The sequence below is a fragment of the Streptomyces sp. NPDC048191 genome (assembly GCF_040652655.1).
In the GTDB taxonomy this organism is placed as follows: domain Bacteria; phylum Actinomycetota; class Actinomycetes; order Streptomycetales; family Streptomycetaceae; genus Streptomyces.
In genome coordinates this window covers 43417-59740 of record NZ_JBEZMO010000003.1, presented here as the reverse complement: position 1 = coordinate 59740, position 16324 = coordinate 43417, and the positions used below count along the sequence as shown (strand labels likewise).

Below are 16324 nucleotides of genomic sequence, written 5' to 3'. Positions count from 1 at the left end.
CTCCCGCCTGGGACTCCGGCTGAGTGACAGCGACACTACGCAACGTGTGCGCGAGAGGTGAGGCCTTTGGCATTTTCCGGTGGAACATGCGTCCGGCGTACTAGTGTGGGTCAACTGGCCTGTCTGTCGGGCGGGTTGATCCATTCGTTCGAGGGTGCCGGGGGTGCGTCAACGGCTCCCGGGCGCCTGCAGGGTGGTGAGGGCGTCCACGTGCGCCCCGCCGGACTCCGTCACCACCTCGGCGATGGTCTGCGGCTCTCGTACGGCCGCGAGGGCGACGCCTCCCGAACCGTCCGGCGCGAAGCCGTAGATGCCGGGCCTGGCCAGGGAGTTGTAGGCGTAGTGGTGGGCGAAGTAGTACGCGCCCGTGTCCAGCGCCGCCGCGTAGTCGCCCTGTTCCAGCAGGGGCAGCGCGCGCCCCTCGGCCAGCAGGTCGCCCGAGAAACAGGCGGGCCCGGCCACGTCCTGCACCACCTCCGGCCCCGGCTTCGGCCTCCCCTTGGCGTCGTACGCGGCGATCCGCAGCGGCCACGCCCCCGGCGCGTACACGGTCCGCGTCGCCACCTGTACGCCCGCGTGCGTCACCGCGATCCGCCGCCCGCCCGCGCTCTTGGCGTACTCCACCCGGGCCACCACCGTCCCGTGCTTGGCCAGCAGCGACCGCCCGAACTCGGTCACCAGCCCGTACCGCCCGTCGAAGAGCCCCGGCACCTCCTCGGCCAGCAGCCGGGCGTAGTGCGCGTACGAGGGTGCCGTCGCCTCGGCCGCGAAGTTCACCGGCAGTCCGCCGCCGATGTCGAGCGTGTCGATCTGCCGGCGGCCCGCCCGCTCGTTGATCTCCTCCGCGAGCGCGTACGTCTGCGCCAGTCCCCGCGCCAGCAGGGTCAGCGGAATGCCCTGCGAGCCGGTGTGCGCGTGCAGCCGGGTCAGCCACGGCCGCTCCAGATACGCCCGTACGACCCACTCGCGCGCCCCCTCGTCGCGCAGCGCCACCCCGAACTTCGAGGTCTCCGTCGCCGTCGAGGTCGCCCCGATCGTGCCGCCGCCGACCTGCGGGTTGACCCGGATGCCGAGCGCGGACCGCGGGGGCCCGGACCGTACGAGGGCGTCCAGGCGGTCCAGCTCCTGCGGGTTGTCGGCGTTGACCGCGATGCCCAGCTCCAGCGCCTCGCGCAGCTCCGCCGCGGTCTTGGCGGGCGAGTCCAGCACCGTGCGGGCGGCCGGCACCCCGGCCGCCCGCGCCAGCGCCAGCTCGCCCGGGCTCGCCACCTCCGCGCCGATGCCCGCCTCGTGCAGCAGCCGCAGCACCGGCACCAGCGGGGTCGCCTTCACCGCGAAGGCGTGCAGCACCGGCGTGCCGGGAGGTACGACCGCGTCGAACGCCGCCCGCAGGGCCGCCGCCGACCCGCGGATCCCGGTCACGTCCAGCAGCCCGACCACGGCCGCGTCCGGCCCCAGCAGCCCCCGCTCCACGGCGGCCCGCACCGCCTCGTCCCGCCTGGCCGCGCGCGCCCGTGCCTCGGTCGCCTCGGCCTGCGCCTCGATGTCCCGCTCCACGCTCTCTCCCCTCGGATCCGCCGCACGTACATCCAGCCAAACACCGACGGCGCGCGGGCGGGGTCGCCCCCATGTATTGACTAGCTCTATTCAGACCGACAGGATGTGAATAGACATAGCAACAGGAGGAGGCAGACGATGTCGGGACCCCGCCCCGTACGAGCGCCGCGCGGCACGGAACTGAGCGCCCTGGGATGGCAGCAGGAAGCCGCCCTGCGCATGCTGCAGAACAACCTCGACCCGGAGGTCGCGGAGCACCCCGACAAGCTCGTCGTCTACGGCGGCACGGGGAAGGCGGCCCGTGACTGGCGCTCCTTCGACGCCATGGTCCGCACGCTGCGGACCCTCAAGCAGGACGAGACCATGCTGGTCCAGTCCGGCCGCCCGGTCGGCGTGATGCAGACCCACGAGTGGGCCCCGCGCGTCCTGATCGCCAACTCCAACCTGGTCGGCGACTGGGCCAACTGGGAGGAGTTCCGCCGTCTGGAGGCCCTCGGCCTGACCATGTACGGCCAGATGACCGCCGGCTCCTGGATCTACATCGGCACCCAGGGCATCCTCCAGGGCACCTACGAGACCTTCGCCGCCGTCGCCGCGAAGAAGTTCGGCGGCACCCTCGCCGGGACCATCACCCTCACCGCCGGCCTCGGCGGCATGGGCGGCGCCCAGCCCCTCGCCGTGACGATGAACGACGGCGTCGCCATCTGCGTCGACTGCGACCCGCGCGCCATCGACCGCCGTATCGAGCACCGCTACCTGGACGTCAGGGCCGACTCCCTGGAGCACGCGCTCCAGCTGGCCACCGAGGCCCGTGACGCCCGCCGTCCGCTGTCCATCGGCGTCCTCGGCAACGCGGCCGAGCTGGTCCCGCAGCTGCTCGCGATGAACGCCCCCATCGACATCGTCACCGACCAGACCTCCGCCCACGACCCGCTGTCCTACCTGCCGGTGGGCGTGGCCTTCGAGGACATGGCCGACGCCGCCGCGAAGGACCCGGCCGGCTTCACCACGCGTGCGCGTGAGTCGATGGCCAGGCACGTCGAGGCCATGGTCGGCTTCATGGACGCCGGCGCCGAGGTCTTCGACTACGGCAACTCCATCCGCGGCGAGGCCCGACTGGCGGGCTACGACCGGGCGTTCGCCTTCCCCGGCTTCGTCCCCGCGTACATCCGCCCGTTGTTCTGCGAGGGCAAGGGCCCCTTCCGCTGGGCGGCCCTGTCCGGCGACCCCGCCGACATCGCCAAGACCGACAAGGCGATCCTGGAGCTGTTCCCGGAGAACGAGTCCCTGGCCCGCTGGATCAAGATGGCCGGCGAGCGCGTCCACTTCCAGGGCCTGCCCGCGCGCATCTGCTGGCTCGGCTACGGCGAGCGCGACAAGGCCGGCGAGCGCTTCAACGACATGGTGGCCTCCGGCGAGCTGGCCGCTCCGCTGGCGATCGGCCGGGACCACCTGGACTGCGGGTCGGTGGCCTCGCCCTACCGCGAGACCGAGGCCATGCTCGACGGGTCCGACGCGATCGCCGACTGGCCGCTGCTGAACGCCATGGTGAACGTGGCGTCCGGTGCGTCGTGGGTGTCCATTCACCACGGTGGCGGCGTCGGCATGGGGCGGTCCATCCACGCCGGGCAGGTGACGGTGGCCGACGGCACCAGGCTGGGTGGCGAGAAGATCCGCCGGGTGCTGACCAACGACCCGGGTATGGGCGTCATCCGGCACGTGGACGCCGGGTACGACATCGCCGAGTCCGTGGCCCAGGAGCGGGGGGTCCGGGTGCCGATGCGCGAGGGTGACGAGGCGTGACCATGAGTGAAGGCGGGCACGGCGACTCTCCGGCGGTGGCTGACGTTCCGCCGCCGTCCCCGGGTGCGCCCGTGTCCACCCGGTCCGCCCCGCGGAACGACGGCCCACGGACTGGCGGGTCCACCGCGCAGAACGTGCCCACCTTCCAGGAGATGTGGCGCGAGCTGCTCCCCGTCGGCCGGCACCGCGAGTCCGGCGGATACCGGCGTTACGCCTGGAACGGCGCCGACGCCGAGTGCCGGGCCTGGTTCAAGGAGCAGGCCGAGGGGCGCGGGCTGGTCCACGAGGTCGACCGGAACGGCAACCAGTGGGCCTGGCTCGGTGACCCGGCCGCCGGGGACGCCGTCGTCACGGGATCGCATCTCGACTCCGTCCCGGACGGCGGGGCCTTCGACGGGCCCCTCGGGGTCGTGTCCTCCTTCGCCGCCCTCGACGAGCTGCGCGGCAGGGGCGTGCGGTTCAGCAGGCCGCTGGCTGTCGTCAACTTCGGTGACGAGGAAGGGGCCCGGTTCGGGCTCGCCTGTGTCGGCTCCCGGCTCACCGCCGGGCAGCTGACCGTCGAGCAGGCCCACCGGCTCACCGACGGCGACGGGATCACCCTCCCGCAGGCCATGGAGGCCGCCGGGTACGACCCCGAGGGCATCGGGGCCGACCCCGGGCGGCTGGCCCGGATCGGCGCCTTCGTCGAGCTGCACGTCGAACAGGGCCGCGCGCTGGACCTGTCCGGCGACCGGGTCGGCATCGCCAGCGCCATCTGGCCGCACGGGCGCTGGCGGTTCGACTTCCGGGGCGAGGCCAACCACGCCGGCACCACCCGCCTGGCCGACCGGCACGACCCGATGCTGTCCTACGCCGAGACCGTGCTCGCCGCCCGCCGCGAGGCCGAACTCGCCGGTGCCGTCGCCACCTTCGGGAAGATCGCGGTGGAGCCGAACGGGGTCAACGCCATCCCCTCGCTGGTGCGCGGCTGGCTCGACTCCCGCGCCGCCGACCAGGAGACCCTGGACACGGTGGTGGGGGGCATCGAGAAGGCCGCACGGGAGTACGCCGACGCCCACGGCATCGACCTGGACGTCGTCCGCGAGTCCTTCACCCCGGTCGTCGAGTTCGACCACGCCCTGCGCGACGAACTCGGCCGCATCCTGGGCAAGGACACCGGCCTGACCGTGCCCGTCCTCGGAACCGGGGCGGGACACGACGCCGGAATCCTCTCCGGCAGCATTCCCACCGCCATGCTGTTCGTGCGCAACCCCACCGGTGTCTCGCACTCCCCGGCCGAGTTCGCCGCCGAGGACGACTGCGTGGCCGGGGTGCACGCGCTCGCCGACGTACTGGAAGGGCTGGCCTGCAGGTGACCAAGCGGACCTACTGGTTGGAACACGCCTGGCTCGGCACGAACGTCGAGCCGGGCGTCGCCCTCGACGTGGACGGTGGGCGGATCGGCGCCGTCCGCACCGGTGTCCCCACCCCGCCGCCCGGCGCCGAGGTGCTGCGCGGACTCACCCTGCCGGGGCTCGCCAACACCCACAGCCACGCCTTCCACCGGGCGCTGCGCGGCACCGTCCAGGTCGGCAGCGGCACCTTCTGGACCTGGCGCGAGGTGATGTACTCCGTCGCCGAGCACCTGACCCCGGACACCTACCACGCCCTGGCGCGCGCGGTGTACGCCGAGATGGCCCTGGCCGGCGTCACCTGTGTCGGCGAGTTCCACTACGTGCACCACGCGCCCGGCGGCACCCCCTACGCCGACCCCAACGCCATGGGCGAGGCGCTGATCGCGGCCGCCGCCGAAGCCGGCATCCGGATCACCCTCCTCGACACCTGCTATCTGTCCTCCGGCTTCGGTGAGGCCCCCAGCGCCCAGCAGCTGCGGTTCTCCGACGGCAGCGCGGAGGCCTGGGCCGCACGCTGTGCAGTTCTCAAGGAGCGGGATCACGCGCGGATCGGGGCGGCGATTCACTCCGTACGGGCCGTACCCGCCGACCAGTTGGCGACCGTCGCCGGGTGGGCCGAGGAACGGCGGGCCCCGCTGCACGTGCACCTGTCGGAGCAGACCGCCGAGAACGACGCCTGCCTCGCGGCGCACGGCTGCACGCCCACCCGGCTGCTCGCCGACCACGGTGCCCTCGGGCCGCGCACCACCGGGGTGCACAACACCCACCTCACCGACGAGGACATCGCCCTGCTCGGCGGCTCCGGCACCGGCACCTGCATGTGCCCGACGACGGAGCGCGACCTGGCCGACGGCATCGGTCCGGCCGTCGCCCTGCAGCGGGCCGGCTCCCCGCTCTCCCTCGGCTCCGACAGCCACGCCGTCATCGACCTGCTCGAAGAGGCGCGCGCGATGGAGCTGAACGAGCGGCTGCGCTCGCGCACCAGGGGCCACTGGACGGCCGCCGCCCTGCTGCGGGCCGCCACCGCCGACGGCCACGCCGCCCTCGGCTGGGACGAGGCCGGCACCCTGGAAGCCGGCGCCCTCGCCGACTTCACCACCATCGCCCTCGACTCGGTCAGGACAGCGGGGCCGCTGCCCAGGCTGGGCGCCGAGACGGCCGTATTCGCGGCGGGCGCGGCCGACGTACGGCACACGGTCGTGGGCGGCCGGCATGTCGTGCGCGACGGGTCGCACACCCTCGTGCCCGAGGTGCCGTCGGCGCTTGCGGACGCCATCGACGCCCTGCGCGGCTGAACCCCCACGTCACCCCTGAGGACACCATGAGCAGCAGCACCGTCATCACCAACATCGCCACGCTGGTCACCAACGACCCCTCCCTCAGTGACGGCTCCCCTCTCGGCCTGGTCCAGGACGCGGCCGTCGTCATCGAGGGCGACCGCGTCGTGTGGACCGGTGAATCCAGCAAAGCACCCGCCACTGACAACCGGGTCGACGCGGGCGGCCGGGCGGTGCTGCCGGGCTTCGTGGACTCCCACTCGCACCTGGTCTTCGCCGGCGACCGCACCCAGGAGTTCAACGCCCGCATGTCCGGCCGCCCCTACACGGCGGGCGGGATCCGCACCACGGTCGCGGCCACCCGGGCGGCGAGCGACGCGGAACTGGAGGCCGGCCTCACCCGTTACCTCGACGAAGCCCTCCGCCAGGGCACGACGACGTTCGAGACCAAGTCGGGCTACGGCCTGACCGTCGAGGACGAGTCCCGCGCGCTGCGCATCGCCGCGAAGCACACCGAGGAGGTGACGTACCTCGGCGCGCACATCGTCCCGCCCGACCACGCCGACGACCCGGCCGCCTATGTCGCCCTGGTCACCGGCGAGATGCTGGACGCCTGCGCGCCGCACGCCCGCTGGATCGACGTGTTCTGCGAGAAGGGCGCCTTCGACGGCGACCAGGCCCGCGCGATCCTCACCGCCGGCAAGGCGAAGGGCCTGCACCCCCGCATCCACGCCAACCAGCTCTCCTACGGCCCGGGCGTCCAGTTGGCCGTCGAGCTGGACGCGGCCAGCGCCGACCACTGCACCCATCTGACCGACGCGGACGTGGACGCCCTGGCCGGCGGCAACACGGTGGCCACCCTGCTGCCCGGCGCCGAGTTCTCCACCCGCGCCGAATGGCCGGACGCCCGCCGCCTGCTGGACGCGGGCGTCACGGTCGCCCTGTCCACGGACTGCAACCCGGGCTCGTCCTTCACCTCGTCGGTGCCGTTCTGCATCGCGCTCGCCGTCCGGGACATGGGGATGACCCCTGACGAGGCCGTCTGGTCCGCCACGGCGGGCGGCGCGGCGGCCCTGCGCCGCACCGACATCGGCCGCCTCGCCCCCGGCGCCCGCGCCGACCTCACCCTCCTGGACGCCCCCAGCCACGTCCACCTGGCCTATCGGCCGGGCGTGCCGCTGGTCAGCGGGGTGTGGCGCAGCGGCGTACGGGTCGTCTGAGCGGGAGTCAGACCGCAGCCCGGGTGCGCGGACCGGCCAGGGCCTCCTCCCGGGCCGCGGCCCGGATCGGGCACACCGCGGACAGCCGTGACACGCGCCGTCCCTCGCCGAGCACGCCGCCGCCCGGGCCGAGCAGGAGCACCGACCGGGACACGATCCGCGCGGCGAGCCGGTCGCCCCGCAGCGAGGGGTTCTCGGCCAGGGCGGCGGCCAGCGAGGCCACGGCCGCCCGGGTACGGCGGACCAGACACGGCTCCGGATGGACGGCCCACACGGGCAGCCGCACGGCCGCCGTCACGAGCGCGTCGAAGGACGGCAACCCGCAGTCCGCCACCACCAGCACGGCCTGCCACCGCCCCGCTTCCAGGGCGCGCAGGAGGGCGGGTAGCCGATGCTGCGGGGCGAGCAGGGCGAGGACGGCACCGGACGCACCTGACCGTGCGTCGCCCGACTGCACGTCACCTGTCCACTCGTCAGCTGTCTGCTCGTCAGCTGTCCGCTCTTCGCCCGTCCGCACCGTGAGCCCCGTCGCCCGTGCCCGTGTGGCGAGCAGCGCGGCCAGTGCGGCGCTGCGGTGGTCGTCGTCGTACGCCACCGTCAGTGCCGTCGCGCCGAGGGCGACGGCGCCGTCGGCCAGGATGCGGGCGAGGCGGGTCTCGTCGGGTGCCCAGCTCAGCGCGGGCGGGCGGCCGGGGAGCAGCGGCAGCAGGCAGGTGAGCCCGGCCTGCTGGTAGGCGTCCAGCGCGCCGTCGATGACGGACGGGTCGGCGTGGCCGACGACCGCCGTGTAGTCACCGGATGCCACGGCGTGCCCGACTCCCGGTGTCTCGTGGAAGACCTGCCAGTCGGCCGTTCCCGGTGCGCCGTCACGGATCCGGTCCACCTCGGTGAGCAGGACGATGCCCGCGGCCGTCCGCGGCCCGGTGAGCGGCGCGACGACGGCGACGGCTGGTACCGGCACGGCGGTCAGCCCCAGATGAGGGAGTCGGAGCCGGCGGCGACGGCCGTGGCACCGGCCGCCGGGATACCCACGACGGCCGCGCCGACCGCCAGCAGGGCGGCGAGGGCGACGGCGGAGGCGACACGCCGGACCCGGCGCCGGAAGGGCGCGACGGACACGGCGGACGTGGCGGCGAAGAAGGACTGAGCGGCCGTAGCGGGCACGGCGAACCTCCGGGATCGGGGTGGGATGGGTGTGCGGTGCGCGAGTGCGCGGTGTGATTCAGCATGTGCCGGGACGGTCACCCATGGCCATGTCCGAGGTGGTTCCGGGACCGGCCATGGCCAGGCCCGGACGGCTCGCCCGACGCCCGCCACGTCCGCATGCCGGACCTTGACTGGCCAGCTGAGCAGGGACGTTCCTAAGATCCGCTGGGCGCCCGGTCGGGGCGGTCGCGCTGGGGGGAACGACATGGTGGGGGCCCGATGGACGTGAAAGAGCGAGCCCAGGAGCTCTACCGCATCGCGCTCGAGGACGCGGCCTGGCACCCCGAGAGCGTGGTCGGCCAGCGCGGCTGGAGCGACGCGGAGTTCGCCGACGCCCTCCAACTCCTCACCCGGCTACGGCTGTTCGTGTCGGCTCCGGACAGCGGGAACGGGTGGACGGCGCTGTCGCCCGACACCGCGCTGCGCAATCTGCTCGTGGAGGAGGAGCAGCACACGTCCGCGCTGCTCAGTTCCGTGCAGCGCACGCGGTCCGCGCTGACGCGGATCCTCACGGACTTCCAGCCGGTGCACGCACGGGAGTTGCTCCCGGTGCGGATGGAGGTGGTCACCGGTGCCGCCAACGTCTCGGCGGCACTGGAGGACGTGTCCCGGCGCGTCGAGGAGGAGGTGCTGTCTCTGCACCCCGGACGCGCCCTGCCCGCCCGGATGGTCGAGGCGGGTCTGGAGCGGGACCTCGCGGTGATCGGGCGCGGGGTGCGCATGCGCACGATCCACCTCGGTTCCGCGGCGGCCGTACCGCACATGGCGTCCTACCTGCGCCGGCTGAGCGCGGCCGGGGCGCAGGTGCGCACCGCGCACACGCTGCCGCTGCGGCTGATCGTCGTGGACAGCTCGACCGCGCTGGTGCCGGGGCCGCCCTCGGTCGTCGGCGAGATCACGGCGGTGATCCTCCGGGGAGAGACGCTGGTCGGGGTGTTCCGGGAGATCTTCGAGCACTGCTGGGCGGCGGCGAACGTGCTGAGCGACGCGGCGGCCGGGCCGGACGGCGAATGGCGCCCCGAGGGGCGCCATCTGGAACTGCTGCGGATGCTCGCGGGCGGACTCACCGACGAGGCCATGGCCCGTAAGCTCGGTGTCTCCGAGCGCACGGTCCGCCGCCTCGTCTCCGAGCTCACCGAACGCCTGGGCGCCGCCAGCCGTTTCCAGGCCGGCGCCTGCGCCGTCCGGCTCGGCTGGCTGGACGCCTGATCTCACACCGCGGCCCCGGCCCCCGCCGCCTCGGTGCCCGTCTCCACGGCCGGCACCTCCGAGGGCTTCCCGGGTTCCCGCTCGCGGTCCGCCACCGACCGCCCCCATGCCGTGCCGGCGAGCACCAGGAGCGCGCCGAGGAGACCCAGCCAGCCGGGCCGGTCCCCGCCGACGGCGATGCCGACCGCCGCGGCCCACACCGGCTCGGTGCCGAGCAGCAGGCTCACCCGGGACGGAGAGGTACGGCGTACGGCCCACATCTGGACGAAGAAGGCGAACAGGGTGCAGAAGGCGGCGAGGTAGAGCAGGCCGAGCCAGTCACCGCCGGAGAAGGCGGCGGCCGCGGCCCACGGCGACGCGCCCGTCCCCGGCACCGCCGACAGCACGGCGAACACCGCGACCGCCCCGCCCAGTTGCACGGTGGTGAGGGACAGGGCGTCGGCGCCCCGTACCGACTCCATGCGCGACATGGCCAGCACGTGCACGGTACGGGCCACCGCGGCGCCCAGCATCAGCAGGTCGCCCCCGGTCGGCGCGCTGAACCCGGCGCCCTGGGTGAGGAGGGCCACGCCGAGCACGGACAGCCCGGCGGCGGCCATGAACGTGCCCGGCAGCGCGGTCCCGCGCACACGGCTCTCCGCAATCGGCGTGAACACCATGGTCAGGCTGATGATCAGCCCGGCGTTCGTGGCCGACGTGTGCACCACGCCGTACGTCTCCAGCAGGAAGATCCCGGAGAGGATCAGCCCGAGCAGCCCGGCCCCGCGCAGCTGCACGGCGCTCAGGGCGCGCAGCCTGTGCCGGCCGGCGACGACCAGCACGGGCAGGGCCACGGCGAACCGCAGCACCAGCACGGCGAGCACGGTCCGTTCCGTGGTGACACCCTTGGCGGCCAGATAGCTGGAGCCCCACACCACCGCGACCAGCAGTACGGGAAGATCGGTCCATCGGCCACGGCGGGCCGCGGTGACGCTCATGGGCACTCCTGAAGACAGAGGGGAAGCTGGGCGGCGGGCGGCGCTCAGCGCGCCGTGTACGCGATCACCAGGACGTCACGGTGGGCGGGCAGCGCGGGGTCCACCGGGTGCACCGGGGTCACCGAGTGCAGCGTGCGGCGGTCGTCGCCCAGCAGCAGGTCGCCGGGCTCGGACAGCGTAGTCGTCAGCAGGTGGGCGCCCGAGTCGGCGTACACCCCGCTCTCGCCGCCGCCGACGTTGGTGCGGCCGATCAGCAGCGAGGTGATGAAGGTGACCCCGTCGCGGTGCCGGCCCTCGGGGGCCGGCTGGCCCGCCTGTTCGGTGGAGGCGCTGATCCGGTACGGGTGCAGCTTGACGTTCCAGCGCCGGGTGCCGTCGACATCGCTGAAGATCCGGCCGAGCGCGACCAGCGCCGAGCGCAGCAGCGGGTCGTTCACGAAGGCCTCCGTCAGCGGGTCGAAGATCCGCTCGACGCCGCCGTTGAGCGGATTGACATCGGTCTCCTGCCGGTACGGCTCGTGCGGCAGCAGCGTCAGCTCCCCGGCGGCCGGGTCCAGGTCGAACTGGCCGTAGCGGCGGAAGCGGTACGTGCCCCCGTCGGCCATGTGGGTGTCCAGGGTCAGCTCGTCCCAGTGCGCGGCGAACCGCGCCCAGTCGGCGCCGTCGACGCCGAGCAGCGAGGACAGCGCGGCCGACGGCATCAGATGCCCGCCGGGTCCGGACAGGGCGGCGACGGCGTCCAGGGCGGCGGGGTGGGCGAGGGCGGTGGTCATGGGTGGGACTCCGTAAGTATCAGTAAATCTGGGGAAAGTGGGCTTGGTCACGCGGCGGCGGGCAGCAGCTCGGGGACGGCGGGAGAGTCGAACGGCGCCGACTCGGCGGCGATCGCCAGCTCTTCCCACTCCTCCCGGTCCCGCAGGTACAGCGGCCGGCCGGCGGTGATGGACCGGGTGTCGGCTCCGCCCGTGCGCAGCCGCCAGGTGACGCTGCCGCTGGTCCGGGACGCGCAGGCGTCCACGAACGACTGGGCGGCCAGGCGCAGTTCACCGAACCACCGGCCCTCCAGCGCCTCCCGCACCCACAGCTGCTCCAGGTGCCGCTTCTCGCGGACGAGTTCGGCGTCGAGGCAGGCGCTCTCGATGTGCCGGTAGGTGCTCAGCAGCAGCCAGGCGGCCGGCATCTCGCGGATCTCCAGGACCTTCTCGCCGTGGTCCAGGTGCTCCAGGCCCGAGTAGCGGCCCAGTCCGTAGGCGCCCACGCGCCGGTTGAGCACCTCGATCAGCTCGGTGAGCGGCAGCCGGACCCCGTCCAGGGCGACCGGGCGGCCGTTGTCGACGGTGACGCTGAGCAGTTCGGTGGCGCCCGGCGCGGCGGTGGGCCGGCTCCACGCGTACATCTCCTCCGGCACCTCGTGCCGTTCGGGGTCGTCGAGGATGCCCGACTCGAACTCCCGGCACCACAGGTTGGAGTCGCCGCTGACGATCCGTCCGGCCAGCAGGTCGACCCCGGCGGCGCGCAGGGCGGTCAGCTTGTCCTCACGGGTGACGGGGTCGAGGTCGTACGGGCTGCCGTACGCGCCCTCGCAGCCCAGCAGCGCCAGCGCTCCGTTGAGCCGGCGCAGGGTGTTCTGGGAGCGGTTGGCGGTGTGCAGGACGGCCTGCGCGCCCAGCGAGCGGGCCAGCTCCACGGCGGTCCGAGCGATGAGCGGGCGGCTGAGCGTGGAACTGACGGGGTGGATGCCGAGGTACACGGCCTGCGCGGCGATGGCCGGTGCGACGAAGCGGTCGGCAAACTCCGCGCGCCGGTCGAACAGGTGGAGCCGCGCGCCGAGCGCCTCGGCCACCTGGCGCTTGTAGGGGCCGGACTCGTCCTCGCCGATGTCCACGCTCACGGCGTGCACCTCGCGCAGCCCCATCCGGCGCAGGCGCAGCAGCAGGTAGGAGCTGTCCAGCCCGCCGCTGAACAAGGTCACGACCGGCCGGTCGGGGTCCAGGTCGGCGAGCTGGCCGAAGGAACGGACGAGCGGGGACGGTGCGGTTTTCGCAGCCTCTGTTGTGGTCACGCAGAGCAGACTTCTGCCCAGGCAGCGCTCGGGACAACGGTTTCCGACGGCCGCGCCCGGCCATGACCGGACCCGGACGTGGCCGGTCGGCGGGCGTGGCGGTCAGCGTGCCCCCGCCCGCCACCGCTGCGCCCGGCCGCCGTCCAGGGGCTCCAGGGACACGCCGTACCTGCCGTCCGGGGTGACCGCGGTCTCGATGGCGATGTCCGGGCGGATCGTGCCGTCGGGGTCGACGGTGAAGCGGAGGTTGTCGCCGTTGTCGCCGTAGACCGAGTCGCACGTCCAGATGCCCACACCGCGGTCGGTCGAGCCCCGGCTGTCCAGGCAGAAGTGGTCGTCGGCCGCCGAACGCAGCACGCCCAGGTAGGTGTCGAAGCGCCAGCGCTGGGTGTCGGCCGAGGAGCACGGGGCGGTGATGACGTCGTTGCCCCGCGACAGGTCGCCGTCGCGGATGTCCAGGCAGCGGCCCGTCGCCAGGTTCACCACCTGGGCGAAGGCGGTGCCGGGCGGTGTGAAGGAGGGAGTCGGGTCGGGGGTCGGCTTCGGGGAGGGGGACGGGCGCGTGGCCGGGCGGGTGGTACTCGGGGTGGCGGAGGGGCGCTTCGACGGGGACGCCGTGGGGGAGGGCGACGGGGAGGGGGTGACGGAGACCGTCGCCGTCACCGTCACGGGCGGAGGCGTGGGCGTCGCGGCCGTCGGCTGCTGGTCGTCGCTGTGCGCGGGGGTGAGCAGGAACACCAGGAGCGGGGTGAGGGCCACACCCAGGGCAGCCGAGACCAGCAGGACGCGGCGCCGGGGTGGCCTGTCCGCCCGCACGGCGGGGGCGGCGGTGACAGCGGTGACAGCGGTGACGGCCGGCCGGTCCTCGGCGCGTATGTACGCCGTACCGCTCCACGGCAGCAGGCCGTCCGCGAGCGTCTGCCGGGGCGCGTCCCGCAGGGCCCGCAGGTCCTCGAACCCGGCGGTGCAGTGCGGACAGCGGGCCATGTGGGCGTCCAGGTCGGGGCTGTGGCGCGGGCCGTCCGGCCGTACCGCCTCCTCGATCAGCCGGCGGAAGTCGGCGCAGCGCGGGTCGGCCGAGGCGGCGAGGCGCTCCCGCAGACAGGCCTGGGCCAGGGCCTTCAGGGCCGGCGGGGTGCCGTGGACCACGTCCGCGCGGCTCAGGCCCAGCAGTGCGGCCGTCCGCTCCGCCGGCTCCTGCTCCACCACGCCGTACCAGATCAGGCCCTGGGTGCGGGACGGCAGCGACCGGAACGCGGGCAGCAGGGGCGGAGTGGGCCCGTCGGGCTGGCCGGACGCGTTCAGCACGAGGAGCAGTCCGGGGTCGAGACCGGCCGAGCGCTCGTCGCGGGCCCAGGCGGCGGCCAGTCCGGCGGTCAGCAGCAGGAGACGGTGGCGCAGCGGCACGGCCGGGTCGACGCCGCGGGCCGTCTCGCGGGCCGCCGTGGTGAAGGCCTCGGCCGCCAGCCGGCGGGCGGCGGACTCGCCCGCGGCGCACAGCCGCGCGTAGGCCAGCACTGCCGGGTGGTGCCGCCGGCGCAGCTCCTGCAGGGCGGCGTACGCCGTCGCCGTGGGGGAGCGCAGCAGTTCGGTCAGCCGGGCGTCCGGCGCGTCCTCGGGCACCGCGCCCGCCTCGGTCCCGCCCGTCGCGGCCCCGTCCCCCTCGGACATGCGTCAGCCTCCTCGTGCCACCGGACAGACCGCGCCCTTGCGGTCCCGGTCCGGCCTACCAGCCGGTATGGGGGGCCATAGTGGTCCGAGCGGACGGCCGGGAAAAGAGGTTTCCGCGGGTAACCGCATAACGGTTGGGCTCACAGGGCCAGTTGGAACGGACGAAGTGGCAAGAGCCGGGAATGGCGCCGGGATGCGCGGATACCCGTCATTCGGGCAGGTGGGTCCGGCGGGAACGCCGCAGCGGCCCGGCACCGGTGGCCGGGCCGCTGCGATGGCGTCGAGCAGCGGGACCGCGGGGTCACTCCTCGAGGGTCAGTCCCTTGCGTAGCCGCACCAGCGTGCGCGAGAGCAGCCGGGAGACGTGCATCTGGGAGATGCCGAGTTCCTCGCCGATCTCCGACTGCGTCATGTTCGCCACGAACCGCAGGGAGAGGATCTTCCGGTCCCTGGACGGGAGTTCGGCGATCAGCGGCTTGAGCGACTCGATGTACTCGATGCCCTCCAGGCCGTGGTCCTCGTACCCGATGCGGTCCGCGAGCGCGCCCTCCGTCTCGTCCTCCTCGGGCTGGGCGTCCAGCGAGGAGGCGGTGTACGCGTTCGAGGCGGCCATGCCCTCGACGACCTCGTCGTTGGAGATGCCGAGCTTCTCGGCCAGCTCCGGGACGGTCGGTGCCCGGTCCAGCCGCTGGGCCAGCTCGTCCCCGGCCTTGGCCAGGTCCAGGCGCAGCTCCTGCAGCCGGCGCGGCACGCGCACGGACCACGAGGTGTCGCGGAAGAATCGCTTGATCTCGCCGATGATGGTCGGCATCGCGAAGGTGGGGAACTCGACGCCGCGGGCGAGTTCGAAGCGGTCGATCGCCTTGATCAGGCCGATGGTGCCGACCTGGATGATGTCCTCCATCGGCTCGCTGCGGGAGCGGAAGCGGGAGGCGGCGAACTTGACGAGCGCGAGGTTGAGCTCGACGAGGGTGTTGCGGACGTACGAGTACTCGTGCGTCCCTTCCTCCAGCGACTCGAGGCGCTCGAAGAGGGTCTTGGACAGGGCCCGCGCGTCGACCGGGCCGATCTCGTCGTACGGGGGGATCTCCGGGAGTCCCTCGACGGGGTCGAGGGCGTCGATGGGATGATCCAGTTGTTCCGGTGGGGGTGTCGACGTCGCGATCGGGGTAGGCGATGCGTCGAGCCGGGGTGACATGGGTGTCCTCCATCGTTCTCGGCATATGGCTGCCGAAGCCAGTGCTGCACTGCGGTGTGCGGCGCCTCCAAAGCCGGCGTGTAGGAATAGGTGTCTTTACTAGCCCTACCTGCTTCACCGAGCCGATCGCAAGTGCTTTCTGTTCGCGTATGTCCGGTTATGTGAGATTCTTCGGGTGCCGGAGTGTGCATGGAAGGCGTAATGTTCGAGAGCAGTCAGCGTCCACGACCTCGGGAGAGAGACGGCATGGACCACGGGACGGTCGGCAGCGCACAGTCGGGCCGGCTTCTGGTGGAGGTGCGGGAAGCGGGCTCCACCGCCGTTGTGACACCGGCGGGTGAGCTCGATCACCACACCGCCGATCTTTTGCGTGAGCCCCTCGACGACCTTCTGGACAAGGGCTTCTCACGCCTCGTCGTGGACTGCGCGCGCCTGGAGTTCTGCGACTCCACGGGCCTGAACGTGCTACTCGGCGCCCGGCTGAAGGCGGAGGCCGCCGGGGGCGGGGTCCATCTGGCCGGGATGCAGCCGGTGGTCGCCCGGGTGTTCGAGATCACGGGGGCCGAGGCGGTCTTCACCGTGCACGACTCCGTGGAGGCGGCCCTGGCCGACGGCGCCGACTGAGTCCGCCCTCGCCCTCCGTGTGTCGCCGGTCACCGGCGTCCGCACCGGCGACGCCGAAATCAGGGGTGTTGTGCCGGATCGGCCGGGCAGGAGAGGGCAGGAGAAGGCGGGACAGACCCCGACGAG

14 protein-coding genes are annotated in these 16324 nt (G+C 73.4%); 6 read left to right on the top strand and 8 right to left on the bottom strand.

The window, feature by feature from the left end; translation table 11 throughout:
- Positions 1–168: 168 nt before the first annotated feature.
- Positions 169–1557: a diaminopimelate decarboxylase gene (locus AB0D93_RS06050; protein ID WP_362113712.1), complete on the bottom strand. Its 1389-nt coding sequence runs from the start codon at positions 1555–1557 to the stop codon at positions 169–171.
- Between the two features lie 138 nt (positions 1558–1695).
- On the opposite strand from AB0D93_RS06050, the gene hutU reads away from it, so the two are divergent.
- From hutU to hutI, 4 genes are all read left to right on the top strand, one after another.
- The gene (hutU, locus tag AB0D93_RS06045) at positions 1696–3360 is read left to right on the top strand and encodes a urocanate hydratase (protein ID WP_362113709.1); all 1665 of its coding nucleotides are present in this window, start codon (positions 1696–1698) and stop codon (positions 3358–3360) included.
- A 152-nt stretch (positions 3361–3512) separates the two neighbouring features.
- A complete protein-coding gene (locus tag AB0D93_RS06040; protein ID WP_362115047.1) occupies positions 3513–4715 on the top strand; it encodes an allantoate amidohydrolase in 1203 nt (400 codons plus the stop codon).
- A complete protein-coding gene (locus tag AB0D93_RS06035) occupies positions 4712–6049 on the top strand; it encodes a formimidoylglutamate deiminase (RefSeq protein ID WP_362113706.1) in 1338 nt (445 codons plus the stop codon). The genes AB0D93_RS06040 and AB0D93_RS06035 overlap by 4 nt, the downstream gene beginning before the upstream one ends.
- 26 nt (positions 6050–6075) lie before the next feature.
- On the top strand, positions 6076–7251 hold the full coding sequence (gene hutI, locus AB0D93_RS06030) for an imidazolonepropionase (RefSeq protein WP_362113703.1): 1176 nt from the start codon (positions 6076–6078) through the stop codon (positions 7249–7251).
- A 7-nt stretch (positions 7252–7258) separates the two neighbouring features.
- Here hutI and AB0D93_RS06025 read toward each other — a convergent pair whose 3' ends face one another.
- Complete coding sequence (locus AB0D93_RS06025; protein ID WP_362113700.1) at positions 7259–8212, bottom strand: hypothetical protein; 954 nt, start codon at positions 8210–8212, stop codon at positions 7259–7261.
- Positions 8213–8217: 5 nt separating this feature from the next.
- Positions 8218–8415: a hypothetical protein gene (locus tag AB0D93_RS06020; RefSeq protein ID WP_362113697.1), complete on the bottom strand. Its 198-nt coding sequence runs from the start codon at positions 8413–8415 to the stop codon at positions 8218–8220.
- 261 nt (positions 8416–8676) lie between these two features.
- Here AB0D93_RS06020 and AB0D93_RS06015 point away from each other — a divergent pair, with 261 nt between their 5' ends.
- On the top strand, positions 8677–9666 hold the full coding sequence (locus AB0D93_RS06015; protein ID WP_362113694.1) for a LuxR C-terminal-related transcriptional regulator: 990 nt from the start codon (positions 8677–8679) through the stop codon (positions 9664–9666).
- 2 nt (positions 9667–9668) lie between these two features.
- Here the strand turns inward: AB0D93_RS06015 and AB0D93_RS06010 are convergent, their stop codons facing one another.
- From AB0D93_RS06010 to AB0D93_RS05990, 5 genes are all read right to left on the bottom strand, one after another.
- The gene (locus AB0D93_RS06010) at positions 9669–10643 is read right to left on the bottom strand and encodes a DMT family transporter (RefSeq protein WP_362113691.1); all 975 of its coding nucleotides are present in this window, start codon (positions 10641–10643) and stop codon (positions 9669–9671) included.
- 44 nt (positions 10644–10687) lie between these two features.
- On the bottom strand, positions 10688–11416 hold the full coding sequence (locus tag AB0D93_RS06005; protein ID WP_362113688.1) for a 2OG-Fe dioxygenase family protein: 729 nt from the start codon (positions 11414–11416) through the stop codon (positions 10688–10690).
- A gap of 47 nt (positions 11417–11463) precedes the next feature.
- Positions 11464–12705: an argininosuccinate synthase-related protein gene (locus AB0D93_RS06000; protein ID WP_362113685.1), complete on the bottom strand. Its 1242-nt coding sequence runs from the start codon at positions 12703–12705 to the stop codon at positions 11464–11466.
- A 102-nt stretch (positions 12706–12807) separates the two neighbouring features.
- Positions 12808–14376: an RICIN domain-containing protein gene (locus AB0D93_RS05995; RefSeq protein ID WP_362113682.1), complete on the bottom strand. Its 1569-nt coding sequence runs from the start codon at positions 14374–14376 to the stop codon at positions 12808–12810.
- 301 nt (positions 14377–14677) lie between these two features.
- Positions 14678–15574, bottom strand: a complete 897-nt coding sequence (locus AB0D93_RS05990) for an RNA polymerase sigma factor SigF (RefSeq protein WP_362113679.1) — start codon at positions 15572–15574, stop codon at positions 14678–14680.
- A gap of 246 nt (positions 15575–15820) precedes the next feature.
- Here AB0D93_RS05990 and AB0D93_RS05985 point away from each other — a divergent pair, with 246 nt between their 5' ends.
- Positions 15821–16198 carry an STAS domain-containing protein gene (locus tag AB0D93_RS05985; protein ID WP_362113676.1) on the top strand — a complete coding sequence of 126 codons (378 nt, stop codon included), beginning with the start codon at positions 15821–15823 and terminating at the stop codon, positions 16196–16198.
- The last annotated feature ends 126 nt before the right edge of the window (positions 16199–16324 follow it).